This window comes from Hominimerdicola alba (genome assembly GCF_900109655.1).
GTDB classification, from domain to species: domain Bacteria; phylum Bacillota; class Clostridia; order Oscillospirales; family Ruminococcaceae; genus Hominimerdicola; species Hominimerdicola alba_B.
In genome coordinates this window covers 201,091-220,975 of sequence record NZ_FOAT01000001.1, presented here as the reverse complement: position 1 = coordinate 220,975, position 19,885 = coordinate 201,091, and the positions used below count along the sequence as shown (strand labels likewise).

At 45.6% G+C, this 19,885-nt stretch carries 16 protein-coding genes; 15 read left to right on the top strand and 1 reads right to left on the bottom strand.

What is annotated here, in order from left to right; genetic code table 11:
• Positions 1-24 precede the first annotated feature (24 nt).
• The 12 genes from alaS to BMY75_RS00965 all read left to right on the top strand — a co-directional run bounded on the left by alaS (position 25) and on the right by BMY75_RS00965 (position 14,365).
• Positions 25-2,682: an alanine--tRNA ligase gene (alaS, locus tag BMY75_RS01020; protein WP_074828363.1), complete on the top strand. Its 2,658-nt coding sequence runs from the start codon at positions 25-27 to the stop codon at positions 2,680-2,682.
• Positions 2,683-2,759: 77 nt separating this feature from the next.
• Positions 2,760-3,272 carry a GrpB family protein gene (locus BMY75_RS01015; protein WP_139199656.1) on the top strand — a complete coding sequence of 171 codons (513 nt, stop codon included), beginning with the start codon at positions 2,760-2,762 and terminating at the stop codon, positions 3,270-3,272.
• A 25-nt stretch (positions 3,273-3,297) separates the two neighbouring features.
• Positions 3,298-3,642 carry a histidine triad nucleotide-binding protein gene (locus BMY75_RS01010; protein WP_074828356.1) on the top strand — a complete coding sequence of 115 codons (345 nt, stop codon included), beginning with the start codon at positions 3,298-3,300 and terminating at the stop codon, positions 3,640-3,642.
• A gap of 59 nt (positions 3,643-3,701) precedes the next feature.
• Entirely contained in the window at positions 3,702-5,654 is a 1,953-nt protein-coding gene (locus tag BMY75_RS01005) for a ComEC/Rec2 family competence protein (protein ID WP_074828352.1), read from the top strand.
• A 41-nt stretch (positions 5,655-5,695) separates the two neighbouring features.
• Complete coding sequence (gene holA / locus BMY75_RS01000; RefSeq protein ID WP_074828349.1) at positions 5,696-6,763, top strand: DNA polymerase III subunit delta; 1,068 nt, start codon at positions 5,696-5,698, stop codon at positions 6,761-6,763.
• Positions 6,763-7,365, top strand: a complete 603-nt coding sequence (locus BMY75_RS00995) for a ribonuclease M5 (RefSeq protein WP_242940140.1) — start codon at positions 6,763-6,765, stop codon at positions 7,363-7,365. The genes holA and BMY75_RS00995 overlap by 1 nt, the downstream gene beginning before the upstream one ends.
• On the top strand, positions 7,362-8,738 hold the full coding sequence (locus tag BMY75_RS00990; protein ID WP_074828345.1) for an MBOAT family O-acyltransferase: 1,377 nt from the start codon (positions 7,362-7,364) through the stop codon (positions 8,736-8,738). Before BMY75_RS00995 ends, BMY75_RS00990 begins: the two co-directional genes overlap by 4 nt.
• 12 nt (positions 8,739-8,750) lie before the next feature.
• Positions 8,751-9,854, top strand: coding sequence for a DHHW family protein (locus tag BMY75_RS00985; RefSeq protein ID WP_074828340.1), 1,104 nt, complete (start codon positions 8,751-8,753; stop codon positions 9,852-9,854).
• 147 nt (positions 9,855-10,001) lie between these two features.
• Complete coding sequence (gene pyrB, locus BMY75_RS00980; RefSeq protein ID WP_074828335.1) at positions 10,002-11,090, top strand: aspartate carbamoyltransferase; 1,089 nt, start codon at positions 10,002-10,004, stop codon at positions 11,088-11,090.
• A gap of 32 nt (positions 11,091-11,122) precedes the next feature.
• Positions 11,123-12,244 (top strand): N-acetylmuramoyl-L-alanine amidase family protein, encoded by a 1,122-nt coding sequence (locus BMY75_RS00975; protein WP_074828332.1) that lies wholly within the window; start codon positions 11,123-11,125, stop codon positions 12,242-12,244.
• Positions 12,245-12,431: 187 nt separating this feature from the next.
• Positions 12,432-13,925: a Y-family DNA polymerase gene (locus tag BMY75_RS00970; RefSeq protein WP_074828329.1), complete on the top strand. Its 1,494-nt coding sequence runs from the start codon at positions 12,432-12,434 to the stop codon at positions 13,923-13,925.
• Positions 13,926-13,936: 11 nt separating this feature from the next.
• Positions 13,937-14,365, top strand: coding sequence for a hypothetical protein (locus BMY75_RS00965; RefSeq protein ID WP_074828969.1), 429 nt, complete (start codon positions 13,937-13,939; stop codon positions 14,363-14,365).
• 16 nt (positions 14,366-14,381) lie between these two features.
• Here BMY75_RS00965 and BMY75_RS00960 read toward each other — a convergent pair whose 3' ends face one another.
• Complete coding sequence (locus BMY75_RS00960) at positions 14,382-16,034, bottom strand: putative bifunctional diguanylate cyclase/phosphodiesterase (RefSeq protein ID WP_074828325.1); 1,653 nt, start codon at positions 16,032-16,034, stop codon at positions 14,382-14,384.
• 411 nt (positions 16,035-16,445) lie between these two features.
• Here BMY75_RS00960 and BMY75_RS00955 point away from each other — a divergent pair, with 411 nt between their 5' ends.
• The 3 genes from BMY75_RS00955 (at position 16,446) to BMY75_RS00945 (ending at position 19,444) form a co-directional block, all read left to right on the top strand.
• Entirely contained in the window at positions 16,446-17,057 is a 612-nt protein-coding gene (locus BMY75_RS00955) for a phosphoribosylanthranilate isomerase (RefSeq protein ID WP_074828322.1), read from the top strand.
• A gap of 218 nt (positions 17,058-17,275) precedes the next feature.
• The gene (locus BMY75_RS00950; RefSeq protein WP_242940139.1) at positions 17,276-18,604 is read left to right on the top strand and encodes a hypothetical protein; all 1,329 of its coding nucleotides are present in this window, start codon (positions 17,276-17,278) and stop codon (positions 18,602-18,604) included.
• A 135-nt stretch (positions 18,605-18,739) separates the two neighbouring features.
• A complete protein-coding gene (locus tag BMY75_RS00945; protein WP_074828319.1) occupies positions 18,740-19,444 on the top strand; it encodes a ComF family protein in 705 nt (234 codons plus the stop codon).
• Positions 19,445-19,885 lie beyond the last annotated feature (441 nt).

The following is a 19,885-nucleotide window of genomic DNA, read 5'->3' as shown; positions in this document are numbered from 1 at the left end:
TATTTTTGAAAGGAAAGATATATAATGGAATGGACTAGTCTTAATGATCTGAGAGAATCCTATCTGAAATTTTTTGAAAGCAAGGGATGTCTGAGGCACAAGAGTTATCCTCTGGTACCCCAGAACGACAAGAGCCTGCTGCTGATCGTTGCAGGTATGGCTCCTTTGAAGCCTTACTTCACAGGTCAGGAGGTTCCTCCCAGAGTGAGGATGACAACTTGTCAGAAGTGTATCAGAACAGGTGATATCGAGAATGTTGGTAAGACTGCAAGACACGGCACTTACTTCGAGATGCTTGGTAACTTCTCATTCGGCGATTACTTCAAGAAAGAAGCTATCGCATGGGCTTGGGAGTATGTTACCGAAGTTCTGAAGCTGCCCCTTGACAGACTGCACGTATCTGTATACGAGGACGATGACGAGGCTGAAAAGATCTGGCACGAAGAGATCGGTGTGCCAATGGATCACATTGTCCGCATGGGCAAGGAGGACAACTTCTGGGAGGCAGGTACTGACGGTCCCTGCGGTCCTTGCTCTGAGATATACTTCGACCGCGGCGAGAAGTACGGCTGCGGCAAGCCTGATTGTAAGGTAGGCTGCGACTGCGACAGATTCATGGAATTCTGGAATTTGGTATTTACTCAGTTTGAGAGACACGAGGACGGTACTTACACTCCTCTGGCACAGAAGAACATCGACACAGGTATGGGTCTTGAAAGACTTGCTGCACTGATGCAGGGCGTTGATTCCATATTCGATGTTGATACAGTTAAGGCTATCAGAGACCACATCTGCAAGATAGCAGGCTGTGAGTACGGCGCTGAGTACAAGAAAGACGTTTCAATCCGCGTTATCACCGACCATATCCGTGCGGTAACATTCCTGGCTTCCGATGGCGTTCTGCCTTCAAACGAGGGTAGGGGCTACGTTATGAGAAGACTTCTCAGACGTGCTGTTCGTCATGGCAAACTGCTGGGTATCAACGGTCTGTTCCTGAAAGACCTGGTTAAGACTGTTGTTGACTGCAACAAGTGCGAATATAACGAGCTTGAAGAGAAGTTCGATTACATCGTAAAGGTACTGACTACCGAGGAGCAGAACTTCAACTCCACTATCGACAGAGGTATGAAGATTCTTGATGAATATATCGAGAAGCTGCAGGCTGAGGGCAAGACCATGCTGGACGGTGAGAGCTGCTTCAAGCTTTCCGATACCTATGGTTTCCCACTCGACCTTACCAGAGAGATACTTGAAGAAAAGGGACTTTCTGCTGATGAAGAAGGATATGCCGTATGCATGGAAAAGCAGAGAGAAACTGCAAGAGGTGCAAGAGAATCTCAGGGTTACATGGGTGCAGAGGAAACTGTATTCCACAAGATCGACAAGAACGTTTCTACCAAGTTCACAGGCTATGACAAGACTGAGGACACAGGTGTTATCTCATATTTGGCTAATGATGAAGACCTCATCGAGAATGCAGGTGTTGAGGACGTTGTGTACATTGTTCCCGATCAGACCTGTTTCTATGCTGAGAGCGGCGGACAGTCCGGCGATACAGGTGTTGTTGAGACAGCTACCGGCAAGGCAGAAGTACTTGACACACAGAAGGCTGTTGGCGGCAAGTTCGCTCTGAAAGTAAAGGTAACAGAGGGCGCACTTACTGTTGGTCAGAAGATCACATTCAAGGTGGACAAGGCAAAGCGTCTGGCTACCATGAGAAACCACAGCTGTGCACATCTGCTGCAGGCTGCACTGAGAACTGTTCTTGGCGATCACGTTCATCAGGCAGGTCAGCTGGTAGACAGCCAGAGACTGCGTTTCGACTTCTCTCACTTTGAAGCTATGACCAACGAGGAAAAGGCTAAGGTAGAGGCTCTGGTAAACAAGTATATCTTTGATGCGCTTGATATCACCATGGAAGAAATGCCTATCGCTGAGGCACAGAAGCTGGGCGCTATGGCACTATTTGGTGAGAAGTACGGCGAGACTGTAAGAGTTGTAACAATGGGTGATAAGGCTGATGCTGCATCCATCGAATTCTGCGGCGGTACTCATCTTAACAATACTTCAAAGATCGGTCTGTTCAAGATAATTTCCGAGAACTCTGTAGCTTCGGGTGTTAGAAGAATCGAGGCTGTTACAGGTACAGGTGTTCTTGAACTGCTCAATTCCAATATCGATACCATCAACAAGGCATCTGAGACACTGAAGCTCAACAACCCCGCTGAACTGGTTGCACGCTGCGGCGCTGTAATGCAGGAGATAAAGGGTCTGGAGAAGGAGAGAGATTCTCTGGAGACTGCAATGGCTAACATGAGAGCAAAGTCGGTTCTGGAAAATGCTGTTGATGTTAACGGTGTTTCTGTGGCAACTGCTCAGCTGACAAATGTTAAGCCCGATGTTCTCAGAAAGATGGCTGACGAGCTCAAGGCTGCAAACGACAACGTTCTGGTCATCATGACCACTGTAAACGGCGATAAGGGCAACATCGTTGCTGCCTGCGGCAAAGAAGCTGTTGCTAAGGGTGCTCATGCAGGCAAGATAGCAGGAAAGATAGCTGCGCTGACTAACGGCAAGGGCGGCGGACGTCCTGATTCGGCTATGGCAGGTGTTGGTGATATCGCGCTTATCGGTGCTGCACTTGAAAAGGCTGCTGAGGTTGCAGGAGAGTTCATAAAGTAACATAAAATATCGATCTGCTGCGGTGTGGGTGATACTACGCCGCTGGCAGGTATTCTTCATATGTATCGGAGGAAAGGCTGATGGGCAAGGCTGTTATCGTTGAACATTACAACGAGGCTTGGAAGGCTGATTTTCAGGCTATAAGAGATGAACTGGCGGATGCGCTGGGAAGTCTGGCACTGAGGATAGAGCACGTCGGCAGCACTTCTGTAAAGGGGCTTTCGGCTAAGCCTGTTATTGATATCGATGTGGTTATAGGCAATGAAAGTCAGCTTGGCGATGTTATTGAAGCGCTGGGCAAGGCAGGTTATAATCACGAGGGCGACCTTGGCATCAAGGGGCGCGAGGCTTTCAAATATGATGGAAAAGAACATTTGCGTAAGCATCATCTTTATGTTTGTGCGGAGGATTCTGCCGAGCTAAAAAGACACATCACGTTCAGGGACTATCTGCGTTCACATCCCGAAGCTGTGCGGGAGTACAGCCGCATAAAAGAAGAGGGTGCTTCGCTTTTTCCCGATGATATGGGAAAATACATTGAATACAAATCTCCGTTTATCGAGAAGATTTACGGTGAGTTAGGATTATAAAACTTTTGATCAGGAGGTATGAAAAATGTCTGATTGTTTATTCTGCAAGATAATCGCGGGGGAGATACCCTCGAAAAAGGTTTACGAGGACGAACTGGTTTATGCGTTCGAGGATATCGCGCCTACTTCGCCTGTTCATTTTCTTGTTATACCTAAACAGCATATCTCAAAGCTGAGCGACGTTACTGAGGAGAACAGTGCTGTTATCGCACATATCTACGAGGTCATCGCGAAGATAGCTAAGGAAAATGAGGCTATGAAAGACGGCTACCGCGTTGTTTCAAACTGCGGCGAGAGCGCAGGACAGAGCGTTTTCCATATTCATTTCCATGTTCTTGCTGGCAGACCGCTTACCTGGCCTGCGGGTTAAGATAGGTTTATGGGCTGTCGGAAAAATATTTTCGGCAGCCTTATAAGTATGGTGATAATATGACCAGAAAAGCAGCTTGGGCGGGAATATCTTTTTGGGCGGCACTGCTGTTTGGGGCTGTTTTCCGTAGTGAAAAGAACGGACTGTTTTTGCTGACAGCTCTTGGGCTGGCGGTAATAGTTTTTTCTGCGCTGAAAGGATACCGACGCCATGCAGTGGTATGTTTTATAGCTTTCGCGGCAGGTATCGCGGTGAATTCTAGCTACACTCATTTTGTTTATGACAGGCTCGTTGCTATGGACGGAAAAGAAGTCACGATACAGGGCTATATCAAAGATATCTCCCAAATAGACGGTAATTTTGATAGGGTTACTGTTTGCGGCGAGGTGGACGATATTCGCACAGAGATAAGCTATGTTCTGCCCTATGGAGATATGCATTACTATGATGAGATATCCGTGTCGGATACTGTCAGCGCTATCGAGGACGGAGTGAAGTTCGACAGCGGCAGCTACAACTATTCAAAGAGCGTATTTTTGCAGGGCGGGTATGCCACGGGGAGTTACGAGCTTTCGGGGCGCTGTGTGAATCCAATTTTCCGCGGGATACGCGAATACCGCGACAAACTTTTCGAGAAAATAATAGCTGTTTGTCCTAAGCGTGAGGGAGCTTTCCTCGGGGCGATGCTTTGCGGGGACAAGAGCGAGATGACTCCTGCGATGAAGACAGAGCTTTACAGGAGCGGTCTTGGGCATATATTTGCAGTCTCGGGAATCCATCTTGTTATTGCGGCGGCATTTTTCGGCTACGTAGTGGGGAAGATAGTCAAGGCAAAGAGGGTTGTATACTTGCTGACACTTGCTGAGATATGGGGCTTTGCTGTATTCGCAGGGCTTTCGGTGAGCGTTGTCAGGGCGGCGGTAATGATGACCGTCACTCGAAGCGGATACTATTTCGGCAGAAAAAGCGACGGATTGAATTCTCTTGGACTATGTGCTGTGATACTTACGGCGGCGAAACCTTATACGGCGATATCGCCTTCATTTTTGCTTTCATTCCTGGCGGTTGCGGCTATCGAGTTTGTAACGCTTTCAAAACACGAGAAAGATGGCAAAGTTGAGAGCACGCTTAGGCTTTCGGCGGCAGTGCTTTTCATGACCGCACCTGCATCTGCGGTGCTGTTTGGCGGAGTTTCTGCCGCATCGGTTGTTACGAATCTTCTGCTTGTACCGCTATGCACTGTTTCTTTGCAGATATGCTTTATCGTGCTGTTCACAGGCGGTGGCGCTATTGCTACGCCTTTGCTTATGGCGGCGGCATTGCCTGTGAAGTTCGTGCTTTACTGTTCGGATATACTGGCGAGGTATGATTTCAGCTATGTATTTGCGTCGTCAGGTGTCTTGCTTTTTATCGTTATAGGGACTTCTATTCTAATGACTTACGGATGTGTTCGCATCAGTGACAGCAGGAAAGTCGCGTTATGTACTGCGGCTGTGCTTGCTGTATGGTGTGCCTGCGGAAATGTCGCGCGAGTGATTAATGATGATATCAAGGTTACTATTCTGCCCAACGGCAAGAAATCGGCTTACATTGTTTCAACAGGCGGTAGGGCTGTTATCTTTGATGTTGGCTGCAAGGGCAAAATGGACAGCGCTTTGCAGCACCGGATGGACAAGCTTGGTATCCGTGAGATGCCCTATGCTTTTATCCTTGATGATGGCGCGGTGACGGCTGCGGGTTATGAGGACGATCTCTTTTTACAGCCGGATATCGTGTTTGTATGCGATGATCTTATCTCTGCTGATGGACGGAAGGTCTATCTTAAAAGCGGAGATACTGCGGATATCGGGGATATTCAGGTGAAGTCTGCAAAGGATGGATTTACTGTCAGCTATGATGACTGTGATATTTTTCTCGGCAAGGGGAAGATGCTGATAAATGGCGATGCGATCGATATCTCAGACGAGAAACGTGCTTTGGAATTTGACGGGAATGAGCTTAGTCGGCTTTGATGTGCTATGGGATTTTATGAAATGAGTTAGGAGGCTGTGTGATGGCTGTCAGCAATACTTCAAATATTACTAAAGATATCAAAAATGGTGAGGCGGCTAGTCTTTACTATTTTTACGGTCATGATACGGCTTCCATTGAAAGCTATACAAAGTGGTTGATAAATAAACTTTGTCCCAAGGATGCTCAGTTCATGAATTTTCACAAGTTTGAGGGCAAGGGTTTGGATATCCCCGCGCTTGTTGATGCCTGCGAGGCTTTGCCTATGTTCGCGGAACGTGTTGTTATCGCCATAAACGATCTGCGAATGGAGGACATAAGCAAAGAGGACGGAGATGTACTGAGAAAGATAGTATCCAATCTTTCGGAAACCACCACCGTAATTATTTACTCCACTGGTGTTGACCTTTACAAGAACAAGAGAAATCTCACGGACAAGAACAAGAGGTTCTGTGACCATTGCGCCAAGTACGGCGAGGTTGTGGATTTTGCTTACAAGTCAGCAGGTGAACTTGGACGTTCCATCGCGGCAGCTTTGCAGAAGAACGGCTGTGCCATCGACAAGAGGACTGCTGAATATCTGGCAGAGTGCTGTGGGTGCGATTCGGCTTACATAAAGCAGGAGATCGACAAGCTTTCGGCTTATGCACAGGGACGGTCGGTGACGAAAGAGGATATCGACACCATATGCGTAAAGCATATTGAATCCGACGGCTACGAGCTGGCTGTGAATATCCTCAACAATAACGCAAAATACGTATATAATCGGCTTTCCGAGCTTGCAAAGCAGGATTATGACGCTTATGAGATAGTCAGCATAATCGGGTTTTCGCTAACGGATATATATCGTGCTAAGCTAGCAAGGTCATCGGGGCTTTCGGCAGCTGATGCCTGCAAGGATTTCGGGTATGCGAAGAACAGGGAATTCGCGGTGAAAAAAGCTTTTCAGATCTGCGGAAGTATTTCCCTTACCAAGATAAGAGAGGTACTGAAGATAATGTCTCAGACCGATCTTACTATGAAGACCACATCGCTGGATAAAAAAGGCGCTATGCTGGTGCTAGAACAGCGTGTGGCAGAATGTTTCATGGCAGGAAACGGCAGGGTTTAATGATGGAAAAGATCAAAGTCAAGCAGGCGGTCGTTGTTGAGGGAAAATACGACAAGATCGCCCTGAAAAATGTTATAGATGGAGTGATAATCACCACTGATGGTTTCGGCGTTTACAGGAGTGAGGACAAGATAAAGCTCATTCAGATGTATGCGAAAAGTGTGGGGCTTATCATTCTGACGGATTCGGATACGGCGGGTCAGCAGATACGGGGACGCATAAAAAGTCTTGTGGGAGATGCACAGATAATCAATGTGTATTGCCCTGTGATCTTCGGCAAGGAGCGCAGAAAAGATCATGCTTCAAAAGAGGGAAAGCTCGGTGTTGAAGGCATGAGCGTCGAGGTTTTGAGAGAAGCTTTTGAAAAGGCAGGGCTTTCGGGAGATACGGAGATAGTCCGTGAACCTGTGACAAAGCAGGACATGATAGCTCTTGGACTAAACGGTTCACCGAACAGTTCGGCTTTGCGTGAAAAAGCGGCTATATCTCTGGGATTGCCTGCTAAGCTGTCTTCAAATGCTCTTCGTGATGCAGTCAGCACGATGATGAGCAGAGATGCTTTCATAGATTTTATCAATAAATTGAAAGGGGCGGAAAAATGAGCGATATCAGCTTTTTATATTTTTTTCTGCCCGTTTTTACGGGTCTTTATCTGATAACGCCCAAAGCGCTGAAAAGGCTGCTGGTGATACTGGCTGGAGCGGGAGTTATAGTATGGGCGGACCCTGTCGGGCTGATACCCATGGGGATCTGCATACTGAGCGGATATCTCTTCGGGATATTCATACATAATTTCAGGGATAAAGTCTGGGGTAAGGTCTTCCTGGGTCTTGAGATAACCGTCAATGCCGCGGCATTCCTGCTGTTCCATCGGACAGCTTTTGACGGAGCTGATTTTATGACGCTTCTTGGACAAAAGTCCCTGATCAAAAGTGCGGCTGCTATTGGTGCATCGGTTATGCCACTGCATTCGGTGGCATACTGCATTGACGTTTACAAGAAGAAGTATGTCTGCGAGCATAGGTTCACTACAGCAGCTGAATATATCGCCTTTTTTCCTACATTCGGAGCAGGACCGATACTCAGCTTTGATAAGATGAAATCTCAGTTTGAAGATCCAAAACCAAGCTTTGCAAAATGCGCGGTGGGTGTCAGAATGCTGATGCTTGGTCTTATAATGAAGCTTTTTATATCAAACGCCATGAAAGATATGTGGCACGATGTGACCGACATCCCTTTGAATAGTATGCCTGCGACTGCTGCTTGGCTGGGTTCATTGGGATTTGCTATGTTTTTCTATTTTGAAGTCTGCGCTTTTTGCTGCATGGCTTGTGGAATGGCTTCTCTTATGGGGATAGAACTGAGTTACAGCCTGCCTGCAGGTATACATTCCAAGAGTTTCAGAGGGCTTTGCAGACGTGCGAATCCGTCGTTATATCATTGGTCAAGAAACTATATTTACAGGAGCATAAAGCGTGACGGCAGCGGCTTTTCGGAATTTCTTGCCATAATATTCTCTGTGATGCTGGCGGTGCTGTGGTATGGATTTTCCATGCGGTCAGTGATGTTCGGGGCGGCATTGATAGTAGTGCTGTGTTTTGAAAAGATACTGGAATCTCCGCTGAAAAAACTGCCCGGTTTTGTCAGGTACATTATACTGTTTTTCATGATACTGGTGATAATGCCTTTCATGGCGTTCTCAGAGCCTGCTGAGGCACTGCAGTACATTTCTGCAATGTTCGGCAGCGGTAATAATACACTCGATACTGCATCGAGCTATTTGCTGGGAAGCTACAGCTGCCCTATGATAACGGCGATAGTAGTATCATTCGGTGCATTCGGATACCTGAAGAGAAAAAAGGTCTTCAACAACGAATACCTGACGACCATAATACAGCCCGTATGGGTCATAGCACTGCTGATTATCTGCACGGCTTTTCTGGTTTCGGGCGAAAACTGTACTTATAAGTTCTAGGAGGTGTGTTGAGTGAAAAAGTTTTCAGATGCAATAACTGTTGTTGCTTTCTTTGCGATACTTCTGATGTTTGCAGTCAGCACACTTTTCTTCCAGGGAAAAGTATCATTTGATGATATATCCAGGAACAGTGATACTGCTAAGGAAGCCTGTTCGGAATACGTGGTGCAGAATTTCCCCATGAATTCAAACTGGCATTCGATGTTTGGAAATCTTATGGGATTTGTGGGCAGAAAGCGCTTCGGTGATACTTTTATTGCAGGAGAGCGGCTTGTTAAGGTATCGGATCATCACGGAGATGATAATACCATTCAGAATGTAGCGTACATAAATGAGCTTGCTGCTAACACTGAAAGTCCGATCTACATGATGCTTGCACCTACCGCAGGGGGAGTATACAGCGCAGATATACCCGAACTTCTCGGCTGCGGAAGTCAGCGTGAGCGTATAAACGAAGCGTATATGCAGCTTGACAAGAGGATAATCTCCATCGATGCATTTTACCCGCTGTATTCGGCACGTGATGAGTATGTTTATTATCGGACAGAAGACCTGTGGACGAGCTTCGGGGCGTATTACGCTTATACAGAATCAGTCGGACAGCTTGGCTTCTCGGCGGTATCTCTTGATAATTACGATCAAGAATATGCCGATGCTAATTTTATGGGAAGTCTGTACGACAAGGCGATGGTGGGCAGTATCAAGCCGGACAGGATAAATATTTTCAGGTCGAAGTATCAGAGCCCTGTGACCAAGGTGAAAATGTACGGCACCTCTGAAAGCAAGGAAGCAGAGTCGGTATATTTCAGATCGGCGCTGAAAAACAGTAAAAAGACGGATATATTCCTGCTGGGCAACAGATATATAAAGACAGATGTTTTCACTGAACTGAAAGACGATCCCAAGCTGCTTATTATCAAAGGCAGTTACGCGAACACGATAGTGCCATTCTACACCGCCCATTATAGCAAGATAACCATGGTAGACCCAAACAGGTTAAAACAGGCAGACAGAAAGCTTTCTGACGTTGTCGATCCCGATGATTACGATCAGATACTTGTCATCTTTGACATCGACAGCTTTTCAAGGGCATCTTATTTTGATACACTGACCTGAGGTTTTCGATCGGACAGCTCGGCTTGTTTCTTACACGAAACAGGTCGAGAAATTTTTTGCAGTGTCTTTACTTTTCTGCCTAGATGTGTTATAATATATCAGTATGATGTTTTAAGGGTATGTTTTGTGCTGAAAGGAAGTTTATTTATGGCAAATCTTTATAACAACCTCAACCTTATCGATCTTAATGATTATTCAGTTAGCTGGTGGGAAAAACTGCTGGAAAGGGCTCACGAGATAATGGCTGACCCCTCGGCTTATGCTGAAAGCTGCAAGGGAAAGATCATGGGTACGCTGTTCTATGAACCGTCCACAAGGACTCAGATGTCTTTTCAGACGGCTATGCTAAGGTTGGGCGGAACGATAATCGGCTTTGACAACCCTGCGACTTCTTCGGTCGCTAAAGGCGAGAACATCAAGGATACCACTAAGATAGTATCGGGATATGCAGATATCATGGTAATGAGACACCCTGTTGCGGGCTCTGTAAAAGCGGCGGCGCTGACTGCTGATTGTCCTGTTATAAACGCAGGCGACGGTGGGCATCTTCATCCGACCCAGACACTTACCGATCTGCTGACCCTGAAAGAGGAAAAGGGTTCACTGGAAGGTCTGTGTATCGGTCTTTGCGGCGACCTTAAAAATGGCAGAACGGTACATTCGCTGATAAAGGCAATGTCATGCTTCAAGGGTACAAGTTTTGTGCTGATATCAACACCCGAACTGGCACTGCCTGCATACATTAAAGATGTACTTTCCGCAGGCGGACACCCGTATAAGGAAGTATCTTCACTTGATGATGCGGTGGGTATGCTGGATGTTCTGTACATGACAAGGATACAGCGCGAGAGATTTGCAAGTCCGGAGGAATACGAAAAGCAGAAGGGACATTACATACTCGATAAAAAGAAGATGTCTAAGGCTAAGGACAGCATGATAGTTCTTCACCCTCTGCCGAGAGTTGATGAGATAGCCATCGAAGTCGATGACGACCCGAGAGCAATGTACTTCAAGCAGGCTAAGTACGGTATGTACATCAGAATGGCGCTTATACTCACTATGCTTGAAGAAAACAGCCTTAAAGTGCCGCTCATCACGGGCAAGGTGCATGAGCATCAGAAATGCTCGAATCCATTGTGCATAACCCATAAGGAGACTTATCTCCCTCACTATTTCAGGGGCGAGGGCACAATGCTTGAATGTGAATACTGCGACGAAAGAACACTGGTGGAATAAGCATTTTCCGCCGATAACAGGGAGCAATATCCATGTATAAAATGTCAGATGAAGAATTTTACCAGGTATACGGACGTATGCCGCGTAAAAATAAAAATAAGAAGAAAAAGGTCAAGGTCTACTGGGGCAGGATAAGCATTGCGCTGGTTGCAATCATCCTCATAATTGTTGTTATCGTCAAGATCGTCGGCGCGGTTTCGGGAAAGTCACAGAAAGGCAAAGGCGAAAAGGCAGGTGTCACATCTTCGGCTGAAAATAAGGGCGATGATTACTATGCGGCTCCCGAAAACAAGGAGAACGATGTAGTTTATGACGGCATAGAGCTTACTGTCTGCATAGATGCCGCCCACGGCGGTTTTGACAAGGGCACTATAGGCGAGGACAACAGGTTTGAAAAGAACGATACCCTGAAGATAGCCGAGGCTGTGAGAGATTATCTTGAAAGCTGCGGAGTGAAGGTCATTATGACCAGAACTGATGACAGATATATCAGCGTTGAGGAAAGATGCAATATCGCCAATGATAACGGCGCTGATCTGTTTGTTTCGATACACCGAAGCAGCAACGAGATAGAGGGCAGCGATACCCACGGCTTTGAAGCCTGGATACACACTTCAAAGCCCGAAGCAGATAAGCTTTTCGCTGAGAAGATAATGATGAAGCTTCATGATATAGGCATATCTGAAAACAGGGGAGTGCGTGCGGGATATCCCAATGACAACAGCGCTAACTACAAAATAAACCAGTTGACAGTAATGCCCAGCGTACTGCTGGATATGGGTTATCTTACCAGTGACATCGACAATCAGCTTTTGGAAGCCAGCCTTGAACCCTATGCAAGAGCTATCGGCAATGCGATAATCAGCGGAGCAAATGAATTGGGTGTTATCGATGATAACGGTGCAAGGCTGTTGAACGGTCAGCTGTTATCGAATAAGCCCGCCCCCGTGGAGAAGTCGGCTGTGACTGAAAGTAAGCCAGACGAGAGCTCGGAAATCGATGAAGGCAGCAGTCAGACTGAGGAAGAGGGCTACAGCTATGACGACGGTTACGGATATGATGATTATGATGATACGCAGACAGAATCCGAGCCCGAGATCGTTTATACAGATGACGGTATGGGTTACTACACCGATCCTATGACTACAGAATAATAATTTCAGGGCTTTTCCTGTATCAAGGCAGATACTTCTTATGGAGTATCTGCCTTGTATTTTTACGCAGACAGATCATCGCTGTCTGCGTTTTTTAGTTATATCGAACAAATTTTCGTAAAACTATTGACAAACGAACAAATGTATGATAGAATATATACAAACAAACGTGCGAGGATGGTGACTTATGGACAGGATATATGTGGCGATAGATCTTAAATCATTTTATGCATCGGTGGAATGTGTTCAGTTGGGACGTGATCCTCTGGATACTAATCTGGTGGTGGCTGACCCTTCGCGTACTGAGAAAACTATCTGTCTGGCTGTCACACCTACATTGAAAGCTCACGGGATATCAAGCAGGGCAAGGCTTTTTGAAGTTGTGGAAAAGGTCAAGGAGATAAACAGTATTCGCAGGAACAAGCTTCACGGCAGGGGATTTTCGGGAAGCTCGGATTCTGACAAGGCGCTGAAAGCCGATCCGACGCTGGAACTAAGCTATAAAATTGCAACGCCGCAAATGTCAAAGTATATGGAGATAAGTGCGAAGATATACGGGATATATCTCAAATATGTAGCTCCCGAGGATATTTTTGCATATTCAATAGATGAGGTTTTTATAGATGCCACGAGTTATCTGACGACCTACAGAGTGTCGCCGTGTGAATTTGCCGCCATGCTGGTGCGGGATGTGCTTTCAGCCACTGGGATAACCGCAACGGCGGGCATTGGCACTAATATGTACCTTTGCAAGATCGCGATGGATATAGTTGCGAAGCATATCCCCGCTGACAAGGACGGCGTGAGGATAGCTTATCTTGATGAAAGGCTTTACCGTGAAAAGCTGTGGGAGCACACACCGATAACGGATTTCTGGCGTGTGGGCGGAGGTATCGCAAAGCGTCTTGAAAAGCTGGGGATACGGACTATGGGCGATATAGCAAGACATTCGCTGGACAGATGGCGTATAGGCAATATTTATAGGGAACTTGGGAAAAATGCGGAGCTTCTGATTGACCATGCCTGGGGTATAGAGCCGACTACGATGGCTGATGTAAAGGCGTACCGTCCCGAGACGAAAAGTCTGTCGTCGGGACAGGTGCTTCAGAAGCCAACTGAGTACAAGGATGTTCACATAATAATACGAGAGATGGCTGATGCGCTGTCACTTGATTTAGCGGAAAAGGGCTTGGTCACAGATCAGCTGGTGCTGGTGCTGGGGTATGACAGGGAGAGTCTTTCGGGCAGAAATTACGATGGTGAGGTAGTGCGCGACCATTACGGTCGGTCGATACCGAAACATTCCCGGGGAACTGTGAATCTCAGGCGGCACACGGCATCTTCAAAGGAGATAACTTCGGCGGTGACAGAAGTTTTCGAACGGATAGCTGACAGCAGACTGCTTTTCCGCAGGCTGAACATCGCCGCCTGCAATCTGATATATGAGGAAGAAGCCTCTGAATACGATATGTGCGAACAGCTGGATATATTCACGATAGCTTCGTCCCAGCAGGAGAGCGAGGAGCGTGAAAAGGCTTATCACAAGGAAAAAGCCATACAGCAGGCTATACTGAAGATCAAACGCCGATACGGAAAAAACGCAGTGCTCAAGGGCTTTAATTATCTTGATGGCGGCACTGCCCGTGAGAGGAACGGAACGATCGGCGGACACAAGGCGTGAGGGGTGAGATCATGTTTCATGATTACAGCGATATAAAGGATATGAGCCGTCCGTACTATGACGATCTTCCACCCATGTCACAGCATGACCGTGCAGCTCAGTTCGCGTCCTTTGCAGCATTGACCGGGTATGATGACGCAGTCGGTGAAACTGTGCGGTTTACGGACTGTAAGCACGAGCTTGACGAAGACGGAATAAACAGGCTTAATTCCCAGCTTTGCAGACTTATGGAGAATATATCGGAAAGACCCGAGATAATGGCTGTGTATTTTCTGCCAGATGAAAAGAAATCCGGAGGAAGTTATAATGTGAAAAGAGGGGCAGTTCGCATTATCGACACCTATGAGAATTCTCTTGTTTTTGCTGATGGTATGCGCATACCGATAGTTGATCTTTACAGTTTGGAATTCAGGGAAACAGAAAACGGAGCGTTAGTTTGAGAAACGCTCCGTTTTTTTAATATGTCTTTGCAGAAAGCCTATTCCGAAAAGCATCGGTAAAAAGTGGCTTATCGTAGAAATACCCTTGGATACGATGGCAGTGCATATCGGTGAGATTGCTGCGCTGTTCATCGGTCTCAACACCCTCGGCAACTATCTCGACGCCCAATTCCTCTGCCATATTTATTATATGGCGAAGAATGATATTCTCGCGCTTTTCTGCATCTCCTGTGAGTTCTGCTATGAAAGCCTTGTCGATCTTCAGAACATCAACCGAAACACTTTGCAGCATAAGCAGCGATGAATAGCCGATTCCGAAATCATCTATCGCAACGGTAAATCCGTTCTTGTGAAGTCCGTTGACATAAGTGAGAAGACGGTTGATCTCGTAGACATCTACGGTCTCCGTCATCTCTATCTCGATAAGGTGATGATCGATACCGTATTTATCAACTATCGCGATGATACGGTCAATAAGTTCATCATCACCGAGATGATCATTAGAGAAATTTACGGACACGGTTACAGGTTCAAGACCGTTATCAACCCAGCTTCGGAGATCGCGGCAGGTCTGTTCAAGAACGTAGAAATCAAGATCAGATATCAGGTGTTCTTTTTCAAATATCTCAACGAAATCCCCCGGATATATAACCTTGCCGTCGTTGTTCCACCTGACCAGGGCTTCCGCACCGTAAAGGGTATTGTTTTTTGTGTAGACCTTTGGCTGATACAGCACATAAAACTCATTCTTATCGATGGCATTTTTGAACTTCTGGCAGAACTCCTTGTGCTCGATCACCTTGTGTTCAACGTCCTTGGTGTAATAAACAACGTTTGTCCGAGAGTAGCTTTTGGCATAGTTGAGACTTGTGGAAAGGTAGGATATCACTTTGTCAAAAGTCTGGTCGGGAGTATTTATCATGTATACTCCTGCCCTTGCGGTGAGGTTGAATCTCATAGTGGCAGAATTGACTCTTGCCTTTACGTCGATGCCTTTGACCAGCTTATTGATCTTATCGATATTCTCCTTTTTGAATATGATGATAAAATTATCTCCGCCGGGACGTGCAATAAGTTCATCAGCACCAAACATATCTTTCAGCTTTGAAGCATACTGTTTAATGACCTTTGTTCCGGTGCGGAAGCCTGCCTTTTTATTTACATAGCTGAACCCGATTATATCCAGAAGTGCACAACCATAGTGATGGAATATACCGCGCCTTATCAGCTTGCTGACGAATCTGCCGAGACCATTGTTATTGCTTACGCCTGTGACAGTATCCATATAATAATAGCTGTTTGCCATGGCATCCAACCGCAATTTTTCGGAAAGAGTGCAGGCAGTCGTGCTGATAAAATCAAGGTCCTCAAGATCTTCATCATCCCATACAGTTCCGCTGCTTATCCAGGTAATGACAGTCCTTACGCCTGCCCTGCGCCTGCCTTCATAGGTGAATATCTGTCTGCCGACAATATCAACAGAATTGTCGCCGTAAAGATAGTAGAGCTGTTTGCTGTTTGACTTGAATGGTATCTCCAGAATCACCGCCGCAGCGCCATAAGCCTCGGCGATCGGTTTTACAGATTCACGGATGACCTCCTCATCAAACACAGACAGACCCTCCAACATCTTGAAGGACTGTTTTATAAGTTTAAATTTATCGTTCAAATTACCACCCCGATATCAATATCAAAATTAATACTTTATCGGTAACAAACCCAATCTTTAATACCATTATACAGGAAAGTTTGTAAAAATCAAGTGTTATGTTAAAAGTTCTAAGAATATCACAATACAGAGCATAAATTAAGCAAACTATTTTACTGTTCAGACAAAGAAATATCTTTAAAATCAACTTATATTGGTAGATATATAAATTTAAGAAGAGACTAATGTGAATTAAATTCAGTTAATTATTTCTTTAATAAAGCATGAGATAAGCTTTTTAAGGAATTTTCAGTTTACATAATGTTAAATCATGGAATTGAATAATCTGCACAATTGACCTTGAAATTGAAAAGTATATATGCTATAATAATTAACGAAGAATGAACCATATATCTATGGACGGTGATAAGATTGTCAGTTAAGATCAAAATTTGCGGGCTCGTATCTACTGAAGACGCTGTGAACGTTTCGGAAAGCGGAGCGGATATGGCAGGAATGGTACTGTTTTTCCCTAAAAGCAAGAGAAATGTCAGCATTGCTCAGGCAAAGAAGATAATGAGTGCGCTTTCGGATAATGTAAAAAAATGCGCGGTGACAGTGTCGCCGGATGCGGAACAGGTCAGGGAAATAAGCATGGCAGGGTTTGATATCCTCCAGGTTCACGGTGAGCTTTCAGATGAAGCATATGAAGCTTCCGCTATACCGATAGTCAAAGCATTCAATGTGACAGACATTGACAGGCTTGAAAAATACTCCATGCTGGAGAAGGTCTGCGGTTATGTTTTTGATGCTGCTGAATACGGAAGCGGAAAATGTTTCGACTGGAAGCTTCTGGATGACATTCCACGTGATGGAAAAATGTTCATACTGGCTGGCGGACTTCATCCCGAAAACGTTTTTGATGCCGTAAAACGCGTTAAGCCCGATTGTGTCGATGTTTCATCAGGAGTAGAGAAAGACGAGGGAATCGGAAAGGACAGAAACAAGATATTTGCCTTTGTAAATAATGCACGAATGGCATAATCTAGTTTTGTAAAATGTTAACATCATGTTTCTGACAATTATTAAAATATTCCACCGAGAAAAATATTAAAATATTGTAGAGAATTTCGACAAATTGTATTGACATTTTAATTCGAATATTGTATAATATACAAGAGCGATAAAAACGGTATCTGATGTATTTACTATGAGCTGTTTTGCAGCTTGATACCGGAATAAGCATGGAAGGATTGATTAATTTGGCTAAGAAGAAGGAAGAAAGCACTAATGAAAAGATCGTTCGTTTGTATAAAGAGGGTTATAGTTTTGATGAAATATCAAGATCTATGAATAATATCCCAAAAGCGAACGTTATTGGTATAGTAGAGAAGTATTTTCCCGAGTATAAGAGCTATGTTCAGCCCAAGGTAGATCATTCTATAACCGATGATAATGACAAGGCTCAGAAAGCTAAGTTCCCGGGTGTTGGTTTCCTGAAAAGAAATCCCAAGGCTGATGATCATCCCGTCAAGATAACCGTTAACCTTGATATGGACGACGAGGGATTCCTCGACAAGCATACAGAGGGCATCGCAAAGATGCTCAAAGACGGCAGAAGTGTAAATGATATAGCTGAATTCTTCAATAAGGATAAGGCTGATATCCTGGCAGTACGCGATGTAATGGACGAACATTTCAGGAGGGTTGAAGCCTGCAAGAAAGCTGAGCCGGCTCCTGCTAAAACTACAGAGCCCGAGGATAATAAGTTCAGTAATTTTGCAACTGGTCTTGAAGGTGATCAGATAGCTAAGCCCGTAAGACACAAGTATACTCCTCCCACGTATTCAAAACGTGACGATCCCAAACCTGTTTCGGCTTCTTACGGTCTTGCAAGCAATGAGCCTGCTGCTGAGGAAAAGCCCGTTGAAGAGACAGTAAAGGCTGAGACTTCCATCGATACTATCGATGAGGCTGAGCTTCTAAGAAAGGCTGTGGAGGAAGCAAATCTTCCTCCTGTCATCGAGAAAGAAGAAGTTGAAGAGCATAAGGTCAGCCTGCTTCCCAGTGATGATGATAACGGAAGCGGTGAACATGCAGTAGATCACAAGGTAAGTCTCATAGATGATGTGCCTGAGGATCCTGCTATGGATGAGATCCTCGAGATACCCTCTATCGAATCGGTAAGCCCAGAAGAGCTTGAAAAGGAACTTACCAAGGCACCTGAGCCAGTTGAAGATATCCCTGAGATCGGATATGAAAATAATACCGAGGAAGTAGTTTCCAAGGAAGTGAAGGAGGTTTATCCGGGCATGAGCGCTTTGGAGAAAATGAAGCAGTTTGCACAGGAACAGATTGCGGCTAATAACAAGAAAATCGAGGAGCTGAAGTCCAAGAAGACTGATGCAGAGAACGATGCATTCGACTGCAACACCAAGGTCGAGATGATGAAGAAAGAGATCGAGGAAATGCAGGCTAAGCTGCTTGTTCTTATCGACGAGAAGGACAAGGCAGGCAAGGTAGTCAGCGATATCAATGAAGAAATCGAGGCTATCAACAAGGAGAATGCTGATTACGGTACATATCTGTAATATAAAGTGTTCTTATTGAACGGCATTGAATATTCAGCGAGCGCATACCAGACTATGCGAATGCAGGATATTGAAAATATGTTGTATCATCAAAGCTCCGTCCGAAAAGGCGGAGCTTTTTGCTGAGGTGATGTTATGCTTGCTGCGAAACCTGTATACAAATATTTGGCGGATATCGTTTTTCCCAACACCTGTGCGTTCTGCGGAAAGGTGATACGTTGGGACGGGCTTTTATGCGAAAAATGCGCCGGGGATATGCCCGAGACTTTTGATGGGCTTATCCGCATTGAAAATACTGACGGCGCGGTGGGAGTGTTTTACTATGAGAACGATATCATCGGGCTTATCTACAAGCTGAAACACGGTGATGCTGTGTTCAATTTTGCGGAGATCAGTGCGGGTATGATAGCTGATAGGCTTAAGGTGAGGAAAATCGCTGACAGCATTGATATTGTAACAGCTGTGCCCATGCATTTTTCAAAGAAGATAGTCAGGGGCAGAGATCAGGCGGAGCTGTTGGCGCGTTTTGTGGCGGACAAGCTTGGCAAGCCTTTTAATTTTCACTTGCTTGGCAGGAAAAAGGACAGCACCGAGCAGCACAAGCTGGAGCGTGATGAACGTCAGTCTCATGCCGAGGAGGTTTATACTACCTTATCGAAACATTCCGATATTTCTGGTAAGACCATACTCATATGTGATGATGTTATCACGACAGGTTCTACTATAAGGGCTTGCGCGTCACAGTTGAAGTCCATGGGTGCTAAGAAAGTTTATGCCTGCAGTGCGGCTGTTTCGGCGGTTTATAAAGAACGCGGTGACGGAGATAATATTGTGCCTTGAATTTTGCTTGATTTGTTGGGATAGTCGTGAATTTACGGTGGTCGATAGTTTGCGAGCTTTCGCCCCTCGTTCCTCGGGTCAAGCTGTCGGATAACAGCGACTGCGTCGGCTGTGGCTTCGCTGTTTGACAGCGGGCGCGGCAATAATTTACGCATACAGAAAGAGCGTGGACGTTTGTATTGTCCACGCTCTAAAATATTTTTGCCGCGCCTATTTGGTCGGGAAGTTCGCTGTGCTTTTAAAGTTTGCTGTGCATTTTTGTTTTGAGCCTTGGTGATTGAGGGCTCTGCCAACAGTCAGCTTTGCTGATTGTGCAAACATCCTCGCAAGCCTTTCGCGAAAGGCTTGAGCCAAAGCTCTCTTCTTTGGCAGTTTTCAATAATTTTGCTATGTTATCAAAAAATGCCACAGTCCTTACAATGAACTGTGGCATTTTTATTT

Excerpts from the sequence above, each read along its gene's own strand:
- alaS (WP_074828363.1), top strand. The coding sequence starts at position 25 with ATGGAATGGACTAGTCTTAATGATCTGAGAGAATCCTATCTGAAATTT.
- BMY75_RS01010 (WP_074828356.1), top strand. The coding sequence starts at position 3,298 with ATGTCTGATTGTTTATTCTGCAAGATAATCGCGGGGGAGATACCCTCG.
- BMY75_RS01005 (WP_074828352.1), top strand. The coding sequence starts at position 3,702 with ATGACCAGAAAAGCAGCTTGGGCGGGAATATCTTTTTGGGCGGCACTG.
- holA (WP_074828349.1), top strand. The coding sequence starts at position 5,696 with ATGGCTGTCAGCAATACTTCAAATATTACTAAAGATATCAAAAATGGT.
- BMY75_RS00995 (WP_242940140.1), top strand. The coding sequence starts at position 6,763 with ATGATGGAAAAGATCAAAGTCAAGCAGGCGGTCGTTGTTGAGGGAAAA.
- BMY75_RS00990 (WP_074828345.1), top strand. The coding sequence starts at position 7,362 with ATGAGCGATATCAGCTTTTTATATTTTTTTCTGCCCGTTTTTACGGGT.
- pyrB (WP_074828335.1), top strand. The coding sequence starts at position 10,002 with ATGGCAAATCTTTATAACAACCTCAACCTTATCGATCTTAATGATTAT.
- BMY75_RS00975 (WP_074828332.1), top strand. The coding sequence starts at position 11,123 with ATGTATAAAATGTCAGATGAAGAATTTTACCAGGTATACGGACGTATG.
- BMY75_RS00970 (WP_074828329.1), top strand. The coding sequence starts at position 12,432 with ATGGACAGGATATATGTGGCGATAGATCTTAAATCATTTTATGCATCG.
- BMY75_RS00965 (WP_074828969.1), top strand. The coding sequence starts at position 13,937 with ATGTTTCATGATTACAGCGATATAAAGGATATGAGCCGTCCGTACTAT.
- BMY75_RS00945 (WP_074828319.1), top strand. The coding sequence starts at position 18,740 with ATGCTTGCTGCGAAACCTGTATACAAATATTTGGCGGATATCGTTTTT.